The organism is Pseudarthrobacter chlorophenolicus A6, from assembly GCF_000022025.1.
GTDB lineage: Bacteria > Actinomycetota > Actinomycetes > Actinomycetales > Micrococcaceae > Arthrobacter > Arthrobacter chlorophenolicus.
In genome coordinates, this window is the sequence record NC_011881.1 from 1 (window position 1) to 23,393 (window position 23,393).

Below are 23,393 nucleotides of genomic sequence, written 5' to 3' on the forward strand. Positions count from 1 at the left end.
GCCACCTGGTTGAAGCGCAGCGGAAACCAGTGCGAGCCCTGCGAGCATGCACTCGTCCCTGAGTAGGGTGGGGGCATGAGCGATCCAGCTCCATATTCGGGCCGCGGCAGTGAGGCTGGGCGCGGCAGCGCAATGAAGTCACCACGGGCACTCCGGGTCCTCGCCTTGGTGTTCACCGCGGCCGCCGTCGGATCAGTGGTGCTGGTGGCTGTGGATCTTGTTGTTGGCCGGCCTGCTGCCGGCGACCTCTTTATCGCCTTCCTGAACAGTCTCGCGGCCGTGGCGCTGTGGCGCCTTCATTCTGCAGGGCGGCGGGCATGACGAAGGGCCGGCACGTTGAGTGCCGGCCCTTCATCGTTTTCCTCGGCAAAAGGAAATCTGGGGTGCAGCGTCAGCGCTGCATTCGGTTACGGCTCGTCGAGCCGGTGGTCTTCCAGGGGAAAGTCTACGGGGCCGGTTGGTGGGCCGGCGGTGAGCAGGCGCAGCTCCAGGAAGTCTTCGATGGGGCTCGCGTCGGGGGCGACGGCGTCGTCCTCGGTCATGCGTATCTCGTCGGCCACGCCTGTTTCCTTGCCTGCTGTGGGACTGCTTGTGTCCTTTCACAGTAGTGGCAGTTTCTGCGGGTTGGCTGGAAGTGGCTGCGCCCGCGGCAGCGGTATCGCGGCCGGCGGAGCGCTAGCGGGGGAGGCCGCCGCGCACCTGGGAAAGATTCGATGGGGAAGGCCGGACCCCTGGGTGGGGCCCGGCCTGTCCGTTAGCGGCTCAGCTGGCGGTTGTAGGCCTTTTTCGGGTCTCGTGTGCAGTCTGCCAGCAGGCCACGGTTGACCAGTTCAGCCAATAGTTCGGCCAGCCGGTATTCGGCGACGTCGTCCAGTGCGAGTTTGAAGTACCGGGCCGCGAAGCTGGACTTTCCTTTCAGCCATTCCAGCCAACCGATCAGGCACAGCATCGGGGCGCGCTGCCCTTCGGGCGTTGCCTTCATCAGCTCGAAGGCGACTTCCTGGGCGGTGTCCACCCGGGCCCAGTCCGGGCGGGTGAGGAAGACACCCAGCATGACGGAAGTGAACTGATCGGGGGCGTGGGTGATGATGTCCCCCATCATGTAGTCCCGGATGGTCGGGTGCTGCAAAGCTCCTGCCAGCTCGTGCGCGGTCTGGGTGGTCAAGCTCTTGGGATTATCGAGCACCTTGGCCCATGCGGCGCGGCTGGCTTCCAAGTCCTCGGGCCACCCGTCAGGCTTGTGCGCGGCAATGGCGTCGCGGGCGGTCTCATCCCCGGCGAAGGGTGCCGGTGCAGTGAATCCGTGGACGGCGCTCCCCCGGTAGATCAGGGCGGCGTTGCCGTTGCTGGTGATGATGGCATCCAGCGTCTGGTTCGGGCAGCAGCTGGTGTCCGTGCAGTGATAGTTTCGCCACAGCTCGGAGGTCACCAGCCAGGCATCTTGCAGGGGCATCCCCGCGGTTTCCAGTTCGGTGCGCAGCGCTTCTACGTGGTCCGAGTAGGGTTGCGGTTTTCCTGGCGTGTTCTCGTCGGTGTAGATGACCAGCAGGCTGCCGGTGGCCGCTTCGTCGGCGGTCAGGTAGCTGACGGTGGTCTGGGCGAAGTTCGCCGGTTCCAGCCCGAACGGGGCGTCGACGCGAAGCGTGGCGCCGATCTTGTTTCCCTGCATGGTGATCGCGACGAAGGATTCCTGCGGGGCAAAGCCGAGCGTGTGCGGGATGAAGGCCAGGACGTCGGCCGGGCCGGTGAATTTGATGAAGTCGTTCATGGTGTTGCTCCTTCTTGCCGAGAAGTTGGGTGGGTGGGGCGACCAAAGGTGACCGGCCAGCTCCCCTCCCCCCCGTTGTTTTTTGGCTGCTGGCGAAGCTTGCGGAGCTGTGCCCGTGGAGTCCCGTCTACCCGCAGGGCAAGGCACGGAAAATCTTCGGAGGAAATCAGCGAGGAACGAGCGCCGGAGAAGAATTTCCGGGCCGCAGGCCCCGACGAAGGAGGGGCTAGAGGGGCCGGAGCGGGCACGTACAATCCGAAGGACAGCAGCCAAAAAACGTCGTAGACACACCAGGTTCAGGGGGTCCGGAGCTCTGCGACGGCACACCCTGGACCCAACAGCCGGCCGCGCCAGCGGACGCCCATCATCTGGTTGAAGCGCAGCGGAAACCAGTGCGAGCCCTGCGAGCATGCACTTCCCTCCAGCTCCCCGGATGCGCTCAGGCTGCCCGTCTGACAGGCTTGCCGCCCGGCATCAGGTGCTCTTTGCGCGACCTGGGCGGGAACGGCGGTCCGCCGCCGGCGACCACACTCCCCGGCCGGCCACCTGCGGCGGACCGCCAGCACTTCGGCAAGGTCCCTGGGGCACAAAGAGAAGCACCCACCTACTCGCCTGAGTAAGTGGGTGATCTTGGGTTGCCGGGGTGTGGCTAGTGCATTTTTGGCCGGTGCTGTGGCGCGAAGAGGACGGCTACGAGCTCGTTGTGCCAATCCAGCGCAGCGTACTGGCGGGTGGTGTCCAGAAGTGCGGGGTCAACGCGGGCGTCCGTGGCGACCGCTTCTGCCATGCCGCGGATGTGCGCGGCGAGGTCTTTGGAGGCGTCCGCGCTGTAGGACTCGGGGGACTTTTCCACGAGGGTGGCAAGGGTTTCGAGGAAAACAACGGTCTGTGCCGTGTTTTCCGTGGTGCGGTTTGGTTCGTTCATGGCTGTTCCTTTGTGTGGGACCGGTCCCTTGCCGGGCGGATTTCCGCCCGGCAAGGGACTCGGGTGGTTAGGCGGCGTGGACCGCGAAGGGCATCCGGTACCGGCTTGGAAGCTCCGCGGCGGCTTCGGGCAGGTCGTCCGGGCCGTGTGCCTGCCCGTTCTTCCAGTAGGTGAAGGCGTGCTCGCTGATCACGTCCCACTGCCGGGCCTTGGTCCGGTAGAACGTGCAGGTCACGTCACCCTCGCAATAGGTGGCGACGCCGAACAGGTTGCCGATGCTGTCAGCGGTCCGCGTGGCGGCGACCATGACGTAGGGCCATTGGCCCAGGTCCCAGCCCTCGTGGCCCCAGCTGGAGAGCACGGCCCAGCCGTGTTCTTCGATGAGTTCCATCCATTCGTAGCCGCCGTTCAGGTGGTAATCGCCCAGCACGGTCACGCCCTCGATGCTCTCCCCGGTGTCCTCCAAGGTCACCGTCTTCTTCGATACTGCGTTCATGGTGTTGCTCCTTCTTGCCGAGAAGTTGGGTGGGTGGGGCGACCAAAGGTGACCGGCCAGCTCCCCTCTCCCCCCGTTGTTTTTTGGCTGCTGGCGAAGCTTGCGGAGCTGTGCCCGTGGAGTCCCGTCTACCCGCAGGGCAAGGCACGGAAAATCTTCGGAGGAAATCAGCGAGGAACGAGCGCCGGAGAAGAATTTCCGGGCCGCAGGCCCCGACGAAGGAGGGGCTAGAGGGGCCGGAGCGGGCACGTACAATCCGAAGGACAGCAGCCAAAAAACGTCGTAGACACACCAGGTTCAGGGGGTCCGGAGCTCTGCGACGGCACACCCTGGACCCAACAGCCGGCCGCGCCAGCGGACGCCCATCATCTGGTTGAAGCGCAGCGGAAACCAGTGCGAGCCCGCCGCCCAGCCGCGGAGTTCCCGCCGTCTGTCCGGCTTTGGTGAACGGCACTCGGCGCCGGTCCTGTCCACGGTTGGGGGCAATTCGGGTTATCCAAGGCTGGATTTACGGGAGCCACGGGGAAGCTCCCTTCGGCAGTCGTAGCGGTGGATAACCCGGACGGAATTGTCCCCGGCGGTGGGCAGCGGCCCTCGCCCACCCCAGGCAATGACGGGCTGCATCCTGCATCGGATGCAATTGGGTGGTCTTTCTTGCTCTGTCGTAGCCACGGTCTACACTGAAAGCTATCGAACAAATATTCGAATAAAGGCGAGTCGTGAGCGTGATTGTCGGTCCCCGTGTGATAGATGCGGGCGTTTCGTTGTTGTCGGTGCTGGTTTCTCCGGTGCCGGTGGCGGCGGGGTTTCCGTCGCCGGCGCAGGACTACTTTGATGGCCGGATCGATCTGAACGCGCACCTGATAAAGGACGTCACCAGCACCTACGTGGTACGGGTGTCCGGGGAGTCGATGGAAGGGGCCGGGATCAGCGACGGCGACGAGCTGATCGTGGACCGGGCCCTGGAGCCGCGCGACGGGTCCGTGGTCATCGCGGTCCTGGACGGTGAGCTGACGATCAAGCGGCTGCGGATCACCCCGACAGGGGTGATCCTCCAGGCGGAGAACCCGGCGTACCCCGACATCGAGGTCCCGGCGCTGGCCGATCTGAGCATTTGGGGTACGGCTGTCCGGTGTTTGCATCATGTCTAAGCCGGCCTTGATGCGACATATGCCGCAGATCGCCCATGTAGATGTGAACTGCTTCTACGCCTCTGCCGAGCGGGCGTTCAACCCTTCCCTGGAAGGCAAGCCTGTCATCGTGCTGTCCAACAATGACGGCTGCGCTGTCACCCGGTCCCCCGAGGCCAAAGCCCTGGGCATCGGCATGGGAGATCCCTGGTTCAAGCTCGCCCCGCGGGCGAAGGAATGGGGGCTGGTCGCGCTATCCAGCAACTACGAGCTGTATGGCGATGTTAGCTCCCGCGTGATGGAGCTGCTGGGCCGGTACTCGGCCTGGCTGGAGGTCTACAGCATTGACGAGGCCTTCCTCGGCGTCAAAGGTTCCCCTGCAGAGCTTTTGGCGCTGGGCCGGTTGATGAAAGCGGCCGTCCGGCGGAACGTCGGCGTGCCGGTCTGCGTCGGGATCGCACCGACGAAGACGCTGGCGAAGCTGGCCAATAAGTGGGCGAAGAACAACAAGGCCTTTGCGGGGGTGTGCCATTGGGAGTCCGTCCCCGCATCGGAGCGGGAGGCACTGCTGGGGCGGCTGTCCGTTGAGGAAGTGTGGGGCATCGCCGGGCGGCTGACCAGGAGGCTGAACGTGATGGGCATCTTCACCATCGCTGATCTGGTGCGGGCCGATCCGGTCGCGATTCGGGACAAGTTCAATGTCGTGATGATGCGTACCGTTTTGGAACTGCAGGGAACCCCCTGTATCCCCATGGAAGAGGAACGGATCGGTCGGGACCAGCTGATCTTCTCCCGTTCGTTCGCCAAACCCATCACCACCGCCGCTGGGATCCGGCAGGTCATGAGCGTGTACGGGCAGCAGGCCTCGGCGCGGCTGGCCAAACATGGGCTGCAGGCCAAGGTCCTGACCGCGTTCGCCGGAACCTCGCACTTCAACCCCAAAGACACCTCGTACCCGTCGGTGTGCGTGCCGTTGCCGATGCCGACCGCTGACCCGGTGATCCTGACCAAGGCCGGGCACGCCCTGCTGCCCCGGATTGTCGAGGGCGTCCGATACGCCAGGGCCGGGATCATGGTCACCGACCTGCGCCCCAGCGGCAACCAGGCACCGCTGTCACTGTTCGAGAACCCCCACGAGGAACGGCACATCGGAACCCTGCTGGAAGACGTCACCCGCCGGTACGGCCGCGGGTCCATCGGCCTGGGCCACGGAGGGATCCGCGGCGGTCCGGACTGGACCATGAAACGGGACATGCTCTCCCCTCGATACACCACCCACTGGGACGAACTCCCCCTCGTCAAAGCCTCCTAGCCGAGCCTCTGCACCACCCAGGAAGACACCAAGCACATGACAATCACCCCGGAAGCCCCTACTCTCAACGCCCCGGTGGACGTCCGGTTTACCAAGGCCGGCACTCCCCTGGCCGTCCGCTACGACGGACGCATCTGGGCCGTCACTGAAGAACCTGTCCACTGGTTCACCAGGGACTCCTGGTGGGAGACCCGCCGCAGCGTTCCCGTAGGCGTCGGGAACGTGGTCGATATCGAACACTGGCGTGTTCAGGTTCGTCTCGGCGGCTCGGAATCGCAGCTGCGGACCTTTGAACTGCGCCGGGAACCCCTCGCTGAGCAGTGGGTGCTGGAGGCGATCACTGACAGCTGAGCAAGGTCCTGCGTAGCGTAGGGCCATGGGAATCAGCGCCGGGTTGCCGGCAGGGCTTGCCCCTCCGGTGAAAGTTGCGCTGGCCCGCGCCGTGGACAAGATGCCTCGCGGTGACGTAGCACGAGGCGCACTGCTGTTTGAACCCAAGTGGGATGGGTACAGGTGTGTTGCAGTCAGGGATGACCGTGGGGCCACGCTGTGGTCCCGGCAAGGGAAGGAACTGTCTGGGTACTTCCCTGAACTCTGCGCCGCGATCGTTTCGGCCGTTCCACCGGGATGTGTGATCGACGGCGAAGCCGTGATCTGGAGCCAGGGAAGGCTGAACTTCGACGCCCTGCAGCAGCGCCTGGGCGCAGGACCAAAAATCCTGCCGGGGCTGGTCACGGCAGCGCCCGCCAACTATGTAGCTTTCGACGTCTTGGCCGTGGCCGGGCATGACGCAAGGAACCTGCCTCTGAGCGACCGCCGGGCGCTCCTGGAAGAACTAGCCACGGGCTGGGAACCGCCGCTGTCCCTCTCCCCCACCACCACGGACCGCAGCGTTGCCGAGCAGTGGCTCGAAGAGCTGCCGCATACCGGGATCGAAGGGTTGGTCATTAAGGGGACCAACCAGCCGTACACGCCGGGTGTCCGTTCCTGGTTGAAGCTCAAGCACAGGGAAACCCTGGACATTATCTGCGGCGCAGTGATCGGGCCGATTACCCAACCCTCCGAGGTCGTCGCCGGCCTGATCCTGGACGGCGAGCTGCGAATCGTCGGACGCTCCACACCACTGAAGATGAGGGAAAGCCGGGAACTGGCACGGTGGCTGCAGCCCCCAATGGGTGCGCACCCCTGGCCGGCCATTGTGAAAGGAAGGGCCCTGGATAGGTTCAACCGAGACAAGGAACCCGTGGCGCTGACGCTTGTAGAGCCCGTTGTTATTGAGGTCTCCGCCGACACCTCATGGTCCGGGAAGTCCTTCCGGCACCCCTTGCGGATACTAAGGGCGAGGCCCGAGCTATCCCCTGCCGACGTCATTTCGCCAAAACAGCTGCGTTCTGCCGTTGAGGGCCCGTGAGGGTTTGTTTTCCTGCTGCCTTCGGTCTCGAAGCCTTGCCGGGCGGTCGTGCGACTGAGCCCCCCGGCAAGGGACTTCAGTTTACCCGCAGGCTTAGCAGTTGCAGTCCGTAAGGATTCCCCACTCAGGTAAAGATGGGCTTTCCACGGCACTCGCTTGGGTTCTTCCCGTTCCGAAGCCCAAAGGTCGAGGCCCTGCCATTCCTTACCATGGCAACTGATGTGCCGTGGTGATGGTAAGTATGAACCAAGCACTACTGATGATGGGGAACGATGCCGACCATTTTTGACAACTCTCCAGGAAATACCTTGGGTGACAGTCTTCTCAAGACCTTTCCCGAGCACGAACGGATTGACGTAGCCACGGGCTATTTCGACTTGCGTGGCTGGGGAAATCTCTCAGATGCAGTAGATGCTAAAACAAGTTTAAATAGTCAGACCTCGGAGCCCATCGCTCGGATACTTGTCGGAATGGTCACGAACTCGGCTGCCGAGACAATGCTGGCCAACCTTCAGGACCAGGTGTCCGGCGTTGACCCGCAGTCCGATTTGCCGGATTTCGAGACTGCGCGGAAGCGACAGGCGTACCTAGTTGCCCATCTGCGCGAGCAGCTGATGCGGGGACTCTCGTCCGAAGAAGGACAGAAGTCGTTGCGTTCCCTGAAACGTCAGTTGGCCGCTGGCCAGGTACAGATAAAGGTTTTTACGAGCCGGCCTCTTCACGGCAAGGCCTATGTCCTGCACAGCCCAGGGCATTACGCCCTTCCTGTGATGGGTTATCTCGGCTCATCAAATCTGACCGCAGCAGGGCTCTATAGCAATCTTGAACTCAACATTGATGTTCTGGAGCAGGACGCTGCGGCCAAGCTTGCGGAGTGGTTCACCACGCATTGGGAAGATCCCTTCTCGCTGGAAATCACCGATCAAATCATTGAACTCATCGAAGAGTCCTGGGCTAGCGAGTCCCAGCCAACGCCCTTTGAGGTCTTCCTCAAAGTCTGCCATTCCATGTCTCAGGACGTTCGAGACGGTTACGGCTACGTGTTGCCACCCTCCATGCAGAAACTATTGCTTGGTTACCAAGAAAGCGCTGTAAGGATCTTGGCAAGACGGGTGGTGCGACGCGGCGGGACCATGCTTGGTGACGTCGTCGGTCTTGGCAAAACTTTGACCGCGATAGCTACAGCGATGATGCTCCAAGCAGCTGAAGACTACTCAACTCTCGTCCTTTGCCCAAAAAACCTTGAGCAGATGTGGCAGCAACATCTTGATGCATACGATGTGAATGGTCGCGTCATTCCCTACTCCACGGCCGCGCGGGATCTGCCGGATCTGAAGAGATTCAATCTCGTTATTTGCGACGAGTCCCACAATCTTCGCAACAACAGCCGCAAAGACTACGAAGCCATACATGCCTATGTACGCGAAAATGACTCCAAGGTATTGCTTCTGACTGCTACTCCTTACAACCTCGCGTTCGACGATGTCGCAAACCAAATCGGTTTATACCTTGACGAAGACGATGACCTTGGCATCGAACCGACTGAAGCCCTTTCCAAGTATCCTGCGCTGGCCGAGAAGGTTGACGGCAAAACCAACACTTTGGCCGCTTTCCGTGAATCGGAAGAGGCCGAAGACTGGAAACGCCTTATGAGCGATCACCTAGTCCGTCGAACCCGGTCGTTCATCAAGCGCACCGCAAGCAAGCAACGGGTGACAGGTCTTAATGGTGAGGTAGTTGAACGTGAGTTCCTTCAATTCGCGGATGGAACACCCTTCTTTTTTCCTGTCAGGGTTTCAAGGCCTGTTAGTCATGATTTCAGCGATAACGATCCAGCGCGGCTGATGGAAGATGACGAAACGCTGGATGCCATTAGGTCGCTCCTTCTCCCACGTTATGTGCTCGCAAAGTACGACTCACCGAAAAAGCCGCATAGTCCGTCAGACCGGAAAATCCTTGAGGACATCAGGACCGGCCGAGGCAACGTCGCCGGATTCGTAAGGACGGGACTTTTCAAACGATTATCGTCGTCCGGTCACTCGTTCATCCAATCCCTTCAGAGGCAGCGTGCCCGCAACGACGTTTTCCTGTACGCAATCAATAGCCGTCTGCCTGTCCCGTTGGGCAACTTCACCGAGAACCAACTGGGCGTGACTGATGCTGACATCGAAGACACGGCGGGCCTGCATGGGACCGACGCATCACGCTACGAAAACTTGAAACGGACTTTGCCCGCGTCAACCAAGTGGATCAATACAACGATTTTCAGCTCGGAGCTGCGCCTCGATCTCGAGCGCGACAACCAGACTCTAACTTGGCTGTTGGAGCGCTTCGGGGACTGGGACGCGTCGAAGGATTCGAAGATCAATGCGTTGGTCGATCTGTTGCGTAACGAGCACCCAGGGGAAAAGGTCCTCGTGTTTACGGAGTACAAGGACACAGCTGACTACATCGCTGCTACCTTGCGTGAAGCTGGTATCAGGAACGTCGGACTCGCCACTGGTGACACCGATAACCCTGGAGCCGTAGCTAGGCGGTTCTCGCCAGGATCCAACAAGCTGCCGGGCCAACAAGACGACGCTTCATCGTCAGATCCGATCGACGTACTGATAGCCACAGACGTACTCTCCGAAGGTCAGAACCTTCAGGACTCTCACATCGTGGTCAATTACGACTTGCCATGGGCGATTATCAGATTGATTCAGCGTGCCGGCCGTGTCGATAGGATCGGCCAGAAATCGGAAACCGTGTACGTCTATCTGATCTCCCACGAAAAGGTGGAGGAACAAATCAGTCTCCGACAACGCATAAAGATGCGATTGGAACGCTCTGCTCAAGCCTTCGGTTCAGATGAACAATTCTTTGGTTCTGAAAGAGAAATCCAAGTCCTCGACAACTTCTATGACGGCAGACTTGCCGACGAGGATGTCGAAGATGAGGAAGCTGACGCGGTAAGTGAGGCATGGCTGGTTTGGTCAAACGCCATGGAAAAGTACCCTGAGATCACACGCCGGGTCCTAGCCATGCCGGATATGGTCCACTCAACACGTCAACGATACGTCCAGGAAGCCCACGGGGCGGTCGTTTGCTACGTGAGCACCGTCTCCGGGGTCGATGCATTTGCCGTCTCCAAAGGTGGAGATGGGCTCCGGGAACGTGAGCGGCTAATCACTCCCTATGAAGCCTTCAAGCTCTTTCGTGCCGAGCCTGAGACTCCCACAGCAGAACTCCGCCAGGACCATTTCGATCGCCTTCGCAACATCGTCCACGGTCCTCTGTCCAGCGAAAGCGTGGCTGCAGGAAACCTCAAGGGCGTTCGCAAAAGGATCTGGGAGCGCTTTGCAGGAACGTTGTTTCAGCGCGGAGCTGAAGATGCTCTAAGCGCACTTCACGCCCGTCCACTGCAAAAGCAGGCTGAGCTCCGTCTGCGGGCGGCATTACGCAACCGTGTGTCGGACGAGGACCTTGTTGAGATGCTGCGCCAACTGCAAGAAGACGAAAAGCTCGTGATCAAGTCCATGGAAGTTGATCCTGCAAGGATCGTCTGCTCGCTAGGAGTTCAAGAATGATGGCCGTCAATTTGCTTGGGCTCGTCGAATCGCACTCATACCAGGTGCTTTTCCTGGCACACCTTCGTTGGTCCCGACCCGATATGCCAGCCCTCGCCGTCGACGTTGACGGAGCGCCTGTCACCGTCACCAATGTCTCCAGCTACAAAGGGCTACGTGTCTGGGTTTGTCCAGTCTTGCCGAACGCCTCCCGGCAGGCGGAAATCGACCGCATCATCGCGAAGAAGAGCACTGATCGAATCGTGATTTTCCATAATGACGAGAAACAAGTGTGGCGTTGGCCTTCCCGCAACGTTAAGGGCGGCTCCACGAGTACCCGGCTCACCTCGCATGCACATGTTACCGGAACGTCGAATCCCAAGCTTGTGGAGCGATTGCAGCTAATTACCCTGGCAATTACCGAAGATCTGAACGTCACTCAAGTCATTGAACGGGTAAGGCAGGCCTTCGACGTGGAAACGGAGAAGGAGACAAAGCGAGCCTCGAAGCTCATGGCTTCGATGTATGACACTCTGGCCCAGGCTGACTGCTCTGAGCACGATATCTCTGTAACGCTCGCGCGCTTGCTCTTTCTACTGTTCGGGGACGACACGGACATGTGGACCAAGAATCTGTTTCAGGAGTTCCTCATTGAGCACACCAGCCGGGACGGGTCCGATCTGGCAGAACGTCTGAATGAGCTTTTTGCTCATCTCGACACTAGGCCGGCAGACCGAACCGAAGTAGGTCAACATCTGGCTGGCTTCAAGTACATAAATGGTGGGCTCTTCAGTGAGCGAATTACCCTTCCCAAGGTCGGACAAGGCCTCCGAACAACGATCCTCGACGCCTGCTCCTCAAACTGGTCAGACATCTCTCCCGCTATATTCGGCTCGATGTTCCAGTCTGTTAGAGACGATAAAACGCGTAGGGAATACGGGGAGCATTACACGTCCGAAACCGACATTCTCAAAACGCTCAATCCGCTCTTCCTGGATGAACTTCGGGATGAGTTTGCACGGGCAGTTGGACATCGTGAAGAGTACAGCCGTCTGCTAAAGCTTCGTGAAAGACTGGGAAGGATCCGGTTCCTCGACCCAGCCTGCGGCTGCGGCAACTTCATCATCATCGCTTATCGGGAGATGCGGCTGCTGGAGATTTCGGTTCTCGAGCGCATTAGAGTCAAAGAGTCAGAGCAGCTCGTCTCGTTGGCCGCTAACCAACTCGAGTTTGGCCTCGAAGGTGAACTGGACACAGCAGGGGGAAGCAGGACCACGTTGCTTGACCCAGTGGTCCGCCTCGACAATTTCTTTGGCATTGAGATTGACGAGTGGCCAGCCAAGATAGCGGAAACAGCTATGTTCCTTATTGACCGGCAATGCGACCTTCAGATGCTGGAAAGGTTGGGTTTCGCCCCCGAACGACTACCCATCCAGCGCCAAGCCTCAATCATCTCGGCGACTCCCGAAAATCCTTCCGGAGGAAACGCCTTGAAACTCGATTGGAAGAAAATCATAGCTCCGGGTCCTGACAGCATCATTGCGGGCAACCCACCTTTCATCGGAATGGCCTGGATGGACAAGGCTCAGCAGAACGACAACCGGCAAATTTTCGCGATGTTGCCTGAAGCCCACGGAGAGCGGACGGGACGACTTGATTATGTTGCTTGCTGGTATGCAAAAGCCATCGACTACCTGCGTGGAAGCCAAGCGCGAGTTGCCTTCGTCTCGACAAACTCGATCACCCAAGGGGATCAGGCTCGAGCACTTGATCCCATCCTTAAACGCGCTGGTGTCCACATCGACTTTGCGCATCGCACATTTAAATGGCAATCAGAGGCTACCGGTGGAGCCGCCGTGCACTGCGTGATTATCGGCATGTCAGCCACTGGCCGGCCGCAGCGAGTCCTATTCGACTACCCGCAACTATCCGGAAGCCCCGTCGCTAGACCCGTCACGGGTATAAACATGTATCTTTTGGATTCGGACCTGCCTGCGCCGGTGAAGCGCCGAGTTCCCTTCTATGCACACTTGCCAAAGATGACAAAAGGATCCCAGGCAACAGACGGTGGCCACCTGATCGTTGAGAACGCTGAGGATTTGGCGCCCCTGAAGGCAGATCCCGTAGCCCGGAAGTATCTTCGTCCGTTCATGCAGGGCAGAGACATGCTGAACAGCACTGAGAAGTGGTGTCTATGGTTTGAAGGTGCCCAGCTTGCCGATCTTCAACAGGTACCAGCCATAGCCACAAGACTTGAAGGGGTAGCCAACGCAAGGCTGCAGAGCCCGACTGCCTCTGTCCAGAAGCAGGCGGCCATCCCACATCTCTTCACCCAGAGAAGACAGCCTAAAAACAGGTACCTCGCGTTGCCGGAAGTCAGTAGCGAGGACCGGGAGTATGTCCCGATGACATATCTAGAGGCTGACGTGATCGCGGGCAACAAGCTGATTCACGTGGACGCCTGCCCGGAATGGCTCTTCGGCGTACTCCAATCCCGAATATTCATGGTTTGGCTGCGAACGTTTGCCGGGCGGTTGAAGAGCGACCTCAGCATCTCACCTGACTTGGCATACTGCGCGTTCCCGTTCCCTGACCTTTCCGCAGACCAGACGGAAGTAATCTCCAGCTTGGCGGAAAGGATCGTAGAAACAAGACTTGAACTGGGAAAACCGCTTTCTGTTCTCTACAAACGTGGACAAACACCAAGCCAACTCGTCAGCTTGCATGACAAGCTGGACGCTGCCGTGGCCGATGCCTTTGAGCTCCATGTAGAAGACGAACTCGAAGTGGCCAGCGAGCTGCTGAAACGACATCACATCCTCGTAGGAACAGTAAAAGCGCGGGAAGTTTCACCCCCACTGCTGGGCGCAGCGGCGAACGCATGAAGATTGGCCGCTTTCACCTCGCTGGATATCTGATGAGCGGGGCGGCGAGACTTCGGGACCACATTGAGCGTATTGACGACGGCGCAGCATACGCCGTTGATGATCTGGCCCTGGTTCTTCGCCTCCTAGTATCAGGCGGCCGTGGCGGTGAGCTGATCGCGAGGACGGCCAACAGCTATGGAATTCAGCTTCCAAAGTTCGGCATTTCCGCGGAAGCCGGAACCGCTCCGGAACTGGTGTGGGCGGCAGGTGCCTTGCCCACCACTGAAGCTCTCGGAACGGGTGGTCTAGTGGACATAAGCCAGCTGCGTTTCAAAACAGCCATACGGATCCAACCTGGGTCCAAACAAGTTGACCTCACCTGGGACAAGTTCATCCGAGACTATGCCAACTATTGGGGCACTCACGTCGGAGACTCTATACGGGACGACGTACACCTGGCAGACCGAATCGGCACGGTAGCTGGCCTTCCTCTAACCACCTACATGTTGAGGGAAACTGCCGTCGCAGCTTGGTACAGCGCCCAGTATGTCGTTCGGAACGCCATAGTCCAGGACAACCCTCAGTTCTTCGCAGACGTAGACATTGCAGACGAAGACCTGAAGGTCTGGATCTCACCGCCAGGAGGCCTCAATGAACCCCCAAAAACCCGCGGCGAACTGGGCAAATTCCAAAGCGGTACCAATGCAGGCAGTACAGCGTCCCTGGTGTGGGCAGTTGAGGATTCGCTGACAGAAGGGCGGACGCTGGGAGAGCTATTCATCGGTGGAATGCCCTATCAAATCAAACTGGCACCAGAAGGAGGCACCACACAAGGCGCCTATGACGTCCCCCGGCAACGTTCTCCTATCCATCCAAATCGCGTCAGTTTTTCTAAGGGAAAAACGGTAAGTATCAGCCCGCAGTTCCTCCAGTGGGACAGTGGAGATTACATGCTTGGCATGTCCGGATTCACTAAGAAACCGGACATGATATATCCCGCCGAAAGCTAACTAGCATGCCCGGTCCGTACGATGAACAGATGGTTGAGCATTTCCGGGCTTCCTCGTAGGCGTATCGCCGCTTGAGTCTATTTGCTTGGCGGTTCGCCGGGCTCGATGAACTCCGACCCGTCATAGCCCCTGCACTGCCGACGTAGCCGGCCGAGCCTTCGCCCTTGCCTGCTTTTCCTTCTTCGGAGCCTTTACGAAGTTCAAGGACATACCCATCCTCTTCGCTGCGCGGTCGAGTTGAGACTTAAGGCCGCCCTTGTAGTCGATGTTGTCGCACAGCTTCATAGAAATAATGAGCATCGAGACGGCAGTGCCGAGCCATGCTTCATGATTTTCGAGCCTGGCATCCGGTATTCGCTCCAACCCTGGGTCTTCTTCGATTTCCCCGAGATAGAAATCTCCTAGTGCCATCCCCGCATGGGAATAGGAGCTCATCACGCGATAGGCAACGTATATGGCCTTTCCGCCTTCGATGTCTGCACACCTCTGCTCGAAGGGCGGGAGCGTTGGGCTGTCCAGGGACTCCAGTATTTGATCGATCTCATCGAGATCCGAGTTATCGAACCCTTCGCCCTCGATCTCAATCACACCCTTGATTGCAGCTCTTCTCTTCTGGAAACCTTCGGTGAGGATGGCCCAAGTATTGCTGGGCTCCAAGTAGAGCCACATGCCGGTCATAGTGTTCTCGACCATGAGCCGGATGAGCGGGACGGCGATGATGCCGCGGTCTTTTTCGGATAAATCCAGGACTGTGCGCATCAGGTTTACGACGTGATTGGTGAAGCTCCAAAGGATCGGGCCGCCTTCCTCGTACTCACCCTTCATGTGGAAGGGTTTCATCTGCCATCTGTCCCAATGCTCGATGAGCTTACGGGCGAAAGCCCGTAGATCTGCAAGGTCATGGAAGCCTTGATGAACCGCTGCCCCGTTGTACAACTCCTCAGCCATTTGGTCCTCTCTTTACACGGAGCGGTGAGATCAACTATTGAGCGCCATGGGCTTCGCGGGAGGCCATGGCCGCTGATGCTCTCTATAGAAGGGTTGGAGCGCGTTCGAGGGCAGTGCGCCGCCGTAGATCTGATTGTTGCTCCAGAAGATGGAATCGAGTCGAGCCCACTGTTCATTCGTGAGGGCTCCTAGTGAGGTAATCCTCTTTGCAGCCGTGCCAGCATCAATGAAACTAGGAGCAGTTCGCAGCGACTCGAAAAGCCCTTCAATGACGGCTGCGCCGAGTTCGGGCAGTGAAGCTGTCCAGCTGCTGATGACGGCGGCCACTTCCGCTGGGCTTTGGCCTGCAGCGCTTGGCCACTGATCTCGACCGATAAACCCGGCAGGGTCGACCCCGTAGCGAATCGCATAAAAGGGGACTCTTCTGCCTCGTGCCCAACCAACCTCTTGCTGGCACCAAGGGCTGGTGTTGAACTCAGGGTGGATGATGGCAACGAACGCTTGCATCGAGCGAAGGGCCTGTTCGATTTGTGACTGCCAGGGCTTACTGAAAGCCATGGTGTCGTGAGCCACAAAACCGTGAATTCCAATGAGAGCAAGTTCGTCAGCAACCTCCCCTACGAACTTTCGATGTTTCGCAGAATGAGAAAGGAAGACACGAGCATAGTTCGGCTTCCAAGGCCCATCGTCTGTTGCGGATTCCACGATGTCAGCCACCGCATCCACGTCGATACCCATGACAAGGGCATACAGCTCGGTTAGCATCTCGTCGGTTACGTCGGCGACGATTTCCGCCAGCGAGGGATCATCGAACTGACCGGTGAACGGTTCTAGTTTGAATTCGCGCAGTAGAACGTTGATTCGATTCGAGTCCCATTCAAATGTTCCCAACTCTTCAAGGAGCTGGGTCTTCATGTTGAATCGGTCTTTACGTGACAGGGCCATGGGTTCAACCATAGATGGGGGGACTGCCCCGGCTTTTGTTGACTCGGGGTCTTAGGCCGCTGTGAGCGCGGTCCGGTTGATTGTTTCATATTCGATGGGCGTGAGTTTGCCCAGCCGTCTTTGCCGTCGCCGGCGGTGGTAGGTTCTCTCGATCCAGGTTGTGATGGCCAGCCGGAGGTCCTGTCTGGTGAGCCATCGCTGACGGTCCAGGACGTTCTTCTGCAGCAGCGAGAAGAAGGACTCCATCGCGGCGTTGTCCGCGCACGCACCGACCCTGCCCATCGATCCGGTGAGCCCGTGGCGACGGAGCGATTCAACGAACCGGCGTGACCGGAACTGCGACCCACGGTCGGAGTGGACCACCGTTCTTTCCGGTCTTCGTGCCTGCACCGCGTTCTCCAGGGCAGCGACGGCAAGAGAGGACTTCATCCGGGCGTCCATTGAGTAGCCGACGATCCTGCCGGAGTAGACGTCCTTCACCGCGCAGAGGTAGAGCTTCCCTTCTTCGGTGGGGTGCTCGGTGATGTCTGTCAGCCACAGTTCGTTCGGCGCCGCGGCGGTGAAATCCCGCTCGACCAGGTCGTCGTGGACCGGTGGCCCCGGTTTCCGGTTCAGACCCCGTTTCTTCGAGAACACTGACCAGATGCCGTGGTCCCTGCATAAGCGCTGGACCCTGTTCTCGCCCGCGGTGATGCCCTTCTCCGGGAGCTCGTCGGCGATGAACCGGTACCCGAACGCCGGATCGTCGGAGTGGATGTCAAGGGCGGCGTTGACCAGGTGCGCATCGATCCAGTCCCGTTCCGTCACCGGGTTCGCCTTCCAGCGGTAATAGCCTTGCTTGCTAAATCCCAACACCCTGCAGGTCACCGCCACGGGAACACCGTCGGCGGCAAGATCCGTGACCAGCGGGTAGATCATTTTGGGTTGATGTCCCTGGCCAGATAGGCAGCCGCCCGGCGCAGAATCTCGTTCTCCTGCTCCAACAGGCGGTTCCGCTTCTTCAACTCCCGCACCTCAGCCGACTCCGCCGCCGCTGGGCTGGTCCCGGAGTCCTTACGCTCAGCGATAGCGATCCAGCGCTTCAACGTCGTGACCGAAAGCCCAAAATCCTTCGCAATCTGCGCCAGCGGCGCCTCGCCCTTGCGGGCCACATCAATAACATCCTGGCGGAACTCCGCCCCATAAGCCGTGGGCATGGTCAACATCCTTCCACGAGCACAAGCTCGCTAGGTCAAGGAGTCAACAAAACCGGGGGCAGTCCCGGGCAACTTAGGCTCGTTTGGCACGTCCTTGGGGAGTTGAAATCAAATGGTCCCTGTTACCTCGCTCGCTTCCTCTTGAGATGGCCCTTTTGTCAGGGGTTTACCCCTAGGCTCCCTTCATGCACACGTTCGGGTGCCCGCGTTACTCTTGGACCAGCGGGGATGGGGGCAACAAAATGTACGGACGGTCTGACGAGGACTGGGACGAACTGGTCAGGGTGGGTCACGATTTCCTGATTGACGTGGCGCGAAGGCGCAGGTACACCACTTACACCGAGCTCGATGCGGTCCTGCGGCGCCGCACTGGCCTCAGAGGCTTTGACTTCAACCAAGTAGAAGAGCGTGCGGCGCTGGGATATTTGCTTGGCAGGATTGTCGATGAGGATCGCAAGTTGAACCCTTCACTGATGATCTCGTCCCTAGTTATCTACCTAAACGCGAACGATGCGGGCAGCGGCTTCTATGCGAAGGCTCGTGAGGTCGACCTGCTCAAAAACGGCATGGACAAGGACGAGTTCTGGATTCGTCAGGTGAAGGCAGTTCACGAAAGATATGGTCGCACCCACGCCTGACCGTAAAGATGTGGTGCCAAAGGGACTTACCTGCTCCTGAATCACGAACATCCCATGGAATTCATGTCTCATCTATGGATCCTTTAACTGGACGCCTCCAGGCCACTTCGGAGATGTCTGCCAATGCTGCGGAAACGCCCGGCGTAGCGCAATCTGTTATGCGAGCTTCTTTGTCTCATTAATCTGTCTCACCCAGCTATTCTCAAGTAGAAGAAAAAATGACCTTTATCGAGACGAAAGGACGGCATGACGCGACTGGGTTATTGTCAGTTTTCGAAGTCGGCTGCACGGAATGTCCAAAGTCGTCTGCACAGCCCGCACCCATTGATCCCTGGACTTGAACTGTCTTGCATCGCTAGGGATTCGAGGCACTGAGGTTATGAGACACAGGAATTCAACTCTCCCGTAAGGGGATCCTGTACCGGCAACTGGGATGCATCGGTAGTGGAGAGCGCCTGACCGATCACCGTGGTTGCCGTGCTTAGGGCCGGGCGTCAGCTTCGCCGGGCTTGCTCGCCAGTTATCGCCAAGAAACGGCCCGCACGTCGAAAGTCACGGGCAACGAACCCAAGGCCTATGACCAATCCTGCCGCGCCGATGGTCATGAACCACCCGAACGGCTGTCTCCACGTCTAGCGAAATTTACGGCTTGAGGAATGAAGATGAGCGGGATCATTGGTTGCACCAGTAGCTGGGTGGCAACGTTCTTGCGAAGTTGCACCGCAGCGGCCCTGACGACCGGAAGGTGCTCGATATCTAGTGGTGCTTTTCCCGTGATCTGCCGGCGGATGCGCTTTCGTTCGTCGCTCTCCAAAGAGAGCAGCACGTCGATTCTTCCGGACTGCACAGCCGGCACAACTTTCTTCGCGTTGTAGATCAGGCCGCCAATCCAAGGCAGTACATGCGGCGAGTGAAATCCCAAGTGCCAGAAGGTTAGGTCCTTTGTCTGCAGTATTCGGGAAAAATCAGGGCTCCAATTGCTGCCCCACAGCCACGGAGAGTGCAGTCCAAGCGGGCAGTAACGGGTGTAATACCTCTTTATGGCCTCCCGTTGTCCTGGACGCCTTCGGCTCGTCGCATGGCCACTGTCCGGCCCTCGTTGGACTCGGCCATAAGATCGTCAATGCCGCTCATTGCTGCACAGTTGGCGCAGAATGCCTTGCGAACGGTCGTTCCCGTACTCCGTGCCTGAGGCGGAGTTCTTAAAGATAGCTGCAGATTTGGTCGGGATCACATTTCCTGGGGTCGCCGGCGGCCGCGGTGTCGTGGAATTCCGCGACTGCTGCGCGGAGGGCGGTAAGTTCGGCGATCTGGGCGTCGAGGTCAGCGAGTTGCCGGGCGAGCAGATCCCTGACATGGGTGCAGGGGGCGGTGCCATGGTCACGGACGGTGAGGATGTCACTGATCTGGGCCAGGGTTAGGCCCGCGGCGCGGCCCCTGCGGATGAATTCAAGCCGCGTGATGGCTTCGCCGCCGTAGTCGCGGTATCCGTTGGTAGCGCGATGGGCGGGCGGGAGAAGTCCCCGGTCCTCGTAGAACCGAAGGGTCTTGGTGGTCATGCCTGCAGCCGCTGCGGCCTCACCGATACGCATCATGTGCTCCTGCTGTAGATGTTTGGTCGCTGTGTTGAACCACTGCTTGACATTCCATTATAGGGGAAGGTTGAGAATGGGGATACGGCAAAGCCGGCCCATTATCGGGACCGGCACTGTAAGCCGGGTCGACGTCATTTCGGCCGGCGCTTTGCCTGTAACGGCACCCTTTCCAAACCTACTTTTGCCCGGGGATACAAGATGACTACCCACGCCTCACCCGCTTCCCTCGCCGCTCCGGCTGATGATCGCCAGGACTGGCAGACGCGTGTTCTTTCCGTGCCCGGCTTGGACGGCGCCGCACCCATTGGCGGGGGCTGCTGCGCTATCGCGGCCGATGACGCAGTCCGCGAGGAACTTGAGAGCTGGCCCGGAATCACGGTCGAAAATATCGATTCCGCGGCCGAAATCGTGACGGTCCGGTTGCAGCGCGGTGAGAGCGGGCGGCTCGCTGATGCCGTAGAGGCAGTACGTGACCTCGGTTTTCCGGGCGCCGGCGCCACTACCCTTTGACCAAGCGGTTGGGGCCTTATTGGTTCACCGCTCTCTTGACCTTGCCCTGTAGGTCAATGTGCAGACTGGGCATTGAACGGCATTGTCCTCTATGACTATAGGAAGATCTCATGACTGAAGCAGCAGCAGCGTTTGATTATGATCTGGCAGTGATCGGCTCAGGCGGCGGTGCGTTCGCCGCCGCGATCAGAGCCACCAACCTGGGCAAGCGGGTGCTGATGGTGGAGCGGTCCACCGTCGGCGGGACTTGCGTGAATACCGGTTGTGTTCCCTCCAAGGCGCTGTTGGCAGCGGCGGAGGCGCGGCATGTGGCACTGGATGCCTCCGGCCGGTTCCCCGGGATCAGCACTACATCCGAACCGGTCGATATGGCCGCGCTCATCGAGGGAAAACGTTCCCTGGTGGAGACGATGCGAGCCGACAAGTACGTGGACCTGGCCGCCGAGTACGGGTGGGAGTTGCGCCAGGGCAACGCCGCGTTCGCCGGCAGTCCGCAGGAACCGGTTTTGGAAGTCACTGGAGCGGATGGTGCCCGCAGTGAAGTGCGCGCCGAGCACTATCTGGTTGCGACCGGCTCGACCCCCTGGGCGCCTCCGATCGAGGGCCTTCAGGATGTCGAGTATCTGACCTCGACCACGGCCATGGAACTGGACGAGGTACCGGAATCACTGCTGGTGTTCGGCGGCGGATACGTGGCGCTGGAACAGGCCCAGCTTTTCGCCCGCCTCGGGTCCAAGGTCACCATGCTGGTCCGTTCCCGCCTGGCCTCGGCCGAGGAACCGGAAGCGTCCCGGGCCCTGATGAGCGTTTTCGCCGACGAGGGTATACGCGTCGTCCGCCGTGCCACGGTTTCCGCGGTGCACACCGACCCAGCCACCGGGGAAGTCGTCGCAACCGCGACGGTCTCCGGCGGGCAGGAACAATTCCGGGCCACCCGGCTCCTCGTGGCCATGGGCCGGCGCCCGGTCACCGAGGGTCTTAACCTGGACATCGTGGGCGTGAAGACCGGGGATCGCGGCGAAGTCCTAGTCCAGGACACGCTGGCGAGCACCAACCCCAGGATCTGGGCCGCCGGGGACGTGACAGGGCACCGGGAATTCGTCTATGTCGCAGCCTCGCACGGCACCCTGATGGTGGAGAACGCATTCAACCAGGTCGGCCGCGAGGTCGACTACCGGCACCTGCCCCGGGTCACCTTCACCAGCCCAGCCCTGGCCGCTGTCGGCATGACCGACAAGGAAGCCAACGAGGCGGGCATCCGCTGCGAATGCCGGGTCCTGCCGCTGGAATACGTGCCCCGTGCCCTCGTAAACCGTGACACCCGCGGGTTCATCAAGATCGTCGCCGACAACAGCACCGGCCGGATCGTGGGCATCACGGCCGTGGGTAAGGAAGCCGGTGACCTGGCCGCGGCCGGCGTGTACATCCTGGAGGCCGGGATGACCGTGGATCAGGTCGCGAACCTCTGGTCCCCGTACCTGACGATGGCCGAAGGTATCAAAATCGCCGCCCAGTCCTTCAAAACGGACGTCTCCAAACTCTCCTGCTGCGCCTCCTGACCCTTTTCCCGTCAACCTCAAAAACTCGAAGGAACAAATCATGACGAACGACATTAGCCACGTTACTGAACGCCTCGCCACCGGGGAGACCGGCATGCAGCCCTGGCTGTGGTTGCCGCTGATGAAGCTCCTCGCCCTGGGTGACCCGGTCGACATCGCGGACCTTGCCGCCGCGACCGGGCGGCCCGTCGAGGAAATCCGCGCGGCGCTTGAGGCCATGGCCGACACCGAATACGACGGTTCAGGCCGGATCGTCGGGCAGGGCCTGACTCAGCGTCCCACGCAGCACCGCTTCGAAGTCGGCGGCGAACAGCTCTACACCTGGTGCGCACTCGACACCCTGATTTTCCCGACCCTCCTCGGCGCCCCCGCCCGGATCGAGTCCGCCTACAAATCAACCGGAACACCGGTTCGGGTGCGCGTTGACAGCTCCGGTGTCACCAGCGTCGAACCGGCTACAGCCGTGGTCTCCCTGGTCAACCCGGAGGACATGAGCTCGGTCCGGTCCTCCTTCTGCAACCAGGTCCACTTCTTCGCCTCACCCGATGAGGCAGGACCATGGCTCGAAAACCACCCCGAAGGGACGGTCATCCCCGTCGAGGAGGCATACCGGCTCGCGTCCACCATGGCCGACCAAATGCTCGCCGGGACCACCAGCCAGAACAGGGAAAAACCGGGCAACGGAGCGCAAAGCTGCAGCTGCTGACGCCCCCCGCCCCCGGCGCCCTCCCACAGCGCCGGACCCGTCTGGTTCGAAAGGCCCACCCCTTCGGTATGAAACAGCGTTGGATGACCCTGACCGTCACAGCACTGGCTGCCTTGGCCCTTGCCGGGTGTTCCGGTACCGCGTCGTCCTCGGCGCCGGGGACGACCTCGGCCGTGGCGCCTGGCGTACCCGCGTCGGCCCCCCCTCCCACCGGGCCGTCCGCGACCAGCTGGGCGCTGGATCCTGCCGGGGCGGCCGGGAGGATCGAGGCCGCAGGGCTGCAGGTCCTCACGGCCGAGGGAACGGCGGAACATTTTCATGCCCACCTAGACGTCGTCGTGCACGGCAAACCCGTCACGGTTCCCGGGGGCATCGGGGTCACCCTCGGCCCGGACGGTAAACCCAACGGCATTTCCCCCCTGCACACCCACGACACCTCGGGAATCATCCACATCGAAGCCCCCACGGCCGGCCAGCGCTACACCCTGGGCCAGCTCCTGCAGGAATGGGGAATGCTCGGCGGCACCGGATGTATCGGCCCGGACTGCAGCTCCGAAGCGGACAAGTGGACGGTGTACGTCAACGGAAAGATCAAGACGTGGGACGTGACAGGTGTTGCCCTGGCCGCCCATGACCGGATCGCGCTGGTGTACGGGAAAGAGCCGGCTTTCATCGATCCGAACTACACATTCCCGGCCGGGCTCTGAACGGCGGGACCGCCTTCCGCCACACCTTGAGCGCACAGGAGAGGGTATGCCCCGGAATCGGGGACCCTGCTCCGGGTCCGGGAAGCTCGACCAGAACCTTGAAAGACCGATGACGACTGAAG

22 protein-coding genes are annotated in these 23,393 nt (G+C 60.2%); 13 read left to right on the forward strand and 9 right to left on the reverse strand.

Translation table 11 applies throughout. From position 1 onward, the window contains the following. The first annotated feature begins 75 nt into the window (after positions 1–75). Complete coding sequence (locus ACHL_RS22575; protein WP_012623486.1) at positions 76–321, forward strand: hypothetical protein; 246 nt, start codon at positions 76–78, stop codon at positions 319–321. Between the two features lie 86 nt (positions 322–407). On the opposite strand, the gene ACHL_RS24525 is transcribed toward ACHL_RS22575, so the two are convergent. The 4 genes from ACHL_RS24525 to ACHL_RS22590 form a co-directional block, all read right to left on the reverse strand. Beyond that, a complete protein-coding gene (locus ACHL_RS24525; protein WP_012623487.1) occupies positions 408–560 on the reverse strand; it encodes a hypothetical protein in 153 nt (50 codons plus the stop codon). Between the two features lie 194 nt (positions 561–754). After that, positions 755–1,768: a DUF4192 domain-containing protein gene (locus tag ACHL_RS22580; RefSeq protein ID WP_012623488.1), complete on the reverse strand. Its 1,014-nt coding sequence runs from the start codon at positions 1,766–1,768 to the stop codon at positions 755–757. 649 nt (positions 1,769–2,417) lie between these two features. Beyond that, on the reverse strand, positions 2,418–2,693 hold the full coding sequence (locus ACHL_RS22585; protein ID WP_012623489.1) for a hypothetical protein: 276 nt from the start codon (positions 2,691–2,693) through the stop codon (positions 2,418–2,420). A gap of 67 nt (positions 2,694–2,760) precedes the next feature. Next, a complete protein-coding gene (locus tag ACHL_RS22590) occupies positions 2,761–3,189 on the reverse strand; it encodes a hypothetical protein (RefSeq protein WP_012623490.1) in 429 nt (142 codons plus the stop codon). A gap of 719 nt (positions 3,190–3,908) precedes the next feature. On the opposite strand from ACHL_RS22590, the gene ACHL_RS22595 reads away from it, so the two are divergent. From ACHL_RS22595 to ACHL_RS22625, 7 genes are all read left to right on the forward strand, one after another. Then, entirely contained in the window at positions 3,909–4,340 is a 432-nt protein-coding gene (locus tag ACHL_RS22595) for a LexA family protein (RefSeq protein WP_012623491.1), read from the forward strand. Positions 4,341–4,350: 10 nt separating this feature from the next. Further along, a complete protein-coding gene (locus ACHL_RS22600; RefSeq protein WP_012623492.1) occupies positions 4,351–5,631 on the forward strand; it encodes a Y-family DNA polymerase in 1,281 nt (426 codons plus the stop codon). A 36-nt stretch (positions 5,632–5,667) separates the two neighbouring features. After that, positions 5,668–5,982 carry a hypothetical protein gene (locus tag ACHL_RS22605; RefSeq protein ID WP_012623493.1) on the forward strand — a complete coding sequence of 105 codons (315 nt, stop codon included), beginning with the start codon at positions 5,668–5,670 and terminating at the stop codon, positions 5,980–5,982. A gap of 25 nt (positions 5,983–6,007) precedes the next feature. Continuing rightward, entirely contained in the window at positions 6,008–7,042 is a 1,035-nt protein-coding gene (locus ACHL_RS22610; RefSeq protein ID WP_012623494.1) for an ATP-dependent DNA ligase, read from the forward strand. 272 nt (positions 7,043–7,314) lie between these two features. Beyond that, a complete protein-coding gene (locus tag ACHL_RS22615; protein WP_050767221.1) occupies positions 7,315–10,611 on the forward strand; it encodes a helicase-related protein in 3,297 nt (1,098 codons plus the stop codon). Further along, on the forward strand, positions 10,608–13,475 hold the full coding sequence (locus ACHL_RS22620; RefSeq protein ID WP_012623496.1) for a class I SAM-dependent DNA methyltransferase: 2,868 nt from the start codon (positions 10,608–10,610) through the stop codon (positions 13,473–13,475). The genes ACHL_RS22615 and ACHL_RS22620 overlap by 4 nt, the downstream gene beginning before the upstream one ends. Beyond that, positions 13,472–14,467 (forward strand): hypothetical protein, encoded by a 996-nt coding sequence (locus tag ACHL_RS22625; RefSeq protein ID WP_012623497.1) that lies wholly within the window; start codon positions 13,472–13,474, stop codon positions 14,465–14,467. Before ACHL_RS22620 ends, ACHL_RS22625 begins: the two co-directional genes overlap by 4 nt. A gap of 120 nt (positions 14,468–14,587) precedes the next feature. Here the strand turns inward: ACHL_RS22625 and ACHL_RS22630 are convergent, their stop codons facing one another. The 3 genes from ACHL_RS22630 to ACHL_RS22640 form a co-directional block, all read right to left on the reverse strand. Then, entirely contained in the window at positions 14,588–15,415 is an 828-nt protein-coding gene (locus tag ACHL_RS22630; protein WP_012623498.1) for a DUF5677 domain-containing protein, read from the reverse strand. Between the two features lie 30 nt (positions 15,416–15,445). Next, entirely contained in the window at positions 15,446–16,330 is an 885-nt protein-coding gene (locus tag ACHL_RS23650) for a toll/interleukin-1 receptor domain-containing protein (RefSeq protein ID WP_157672518.1), read from the reverse strand. Between the two features lie 81 nt (positions 16,331–16,411). Further along, positions 16,412–17,556, reverse strand: a protein-coding gene (locus tag ACHL_RS22640) for an IS3-like element ISAcl2 family transposase (protein WP_076611781.1) whose coding sequence is annotated in 2 segments (ribosomal slippage) — positions 16,412–17,280 and positions 17,280–17,556 — 1,146 coding nt in all. Because the reading frame shifts where the segments join, the coding sequence is not laid out codon by codon here. Positions 17,557–17,741: 185 nt separating this feature from the next. Here ACHL_RS22640 and ACHL_RS22650 point away from each other — a divergent pair. Beyond that, on the forward strand, positions 17,742–18,194 hold the full coding sequence (locus tag ACHL_RS22650; protein WP_012623502.1) for a hypothetical protein: 453 nt from the start codon (positions 17,742–17,744) through the stop codon (positions 18,192–18,194). Positions 18,195–18,795: 601 nt separating this feature from the next. Here the strand turns inward: ACHL_RS22650 and ACHL_RS24770 are convergent. Then, positions 18,796–19,116, reverse strand: coding sequence for a hypothetical protein (locus tag ACHL_RS24770; protein ID WP_235423704.1), 321 nt, complete (start codon positions 19,114–19,116; stop codon positions 18,796–18,798). Between the two features lie 280 nt (positions 19,117–19,396). Continuing rightward, on the reverse strand, positions 19,397–19,786 hold the full coding sequence (locus ACHL_RS22655; RefSeq protein WP_012623503.1) for a heavy metal-responsive transcriptional regulator: 390 nt from the start codon (positions 19,784–19,786) through the stop codon (positions 19,397–19,399). 201 nt (positions 19,787–19,987) lie between these two features. Here ACHL_RS22655 and ACHL_RS22660 point away from each other — a divergent pair, with 201 nt between their 5' ends. The 4 genes from ACHL_RS22660 (at position 19,988) to ACHL_RS22675 (ending at position 23,271) form a co-directional block, all read left to right on the forward strand. Further along, positions 19,988–20,299, forward strand: coding sequence for a hypothetical protein (locus ACHL_RS22660; RefSeq protein ID WP_012623504.1), 312 nt, complete (start codon positions 19,988–19,990; stop codon positions 20,297–20,299). Positions 20,300–20,409: 110 nt separating this feature from the next. After that, positions 20,410–21,858: a mercury(II) reductase gene (gene merA, locus ACHL_RS22665; RefSeq protein WP_012623505.1), complete on the forward strand. Its 1,449-nt coding sequence runs from the start codon at positions 20,410–20,412 to the stop codon at positions 21,856–21,858. 40 nt (positions 21,859–21,898) lie between these two features. Then, positions 21,899–22,564, forward strand: coding sequence for an organomercurial lyase MerB (gene merB, locus ACHL_RS22670; protein ID WP_012623506.1), 666 nt, complete (start codon positions 21,899–21,901; stop codon positions 22,562–22,564). An 83-nt stretch (positions 22,565–22,647) separates the two neighbouring features. Continuing rightward, complete coding sequence (locus ACHL_RS22675; RefSeq protein WP_235423703.1) at positions 22,648–23,271, forward strand: hypothetical protein; 624 nt, start codon at positions 22,648–22,650, stop codon at positions 23,269–23,271. Positions 23,272–23,393 lie beyond the last annotated feature (122 nt).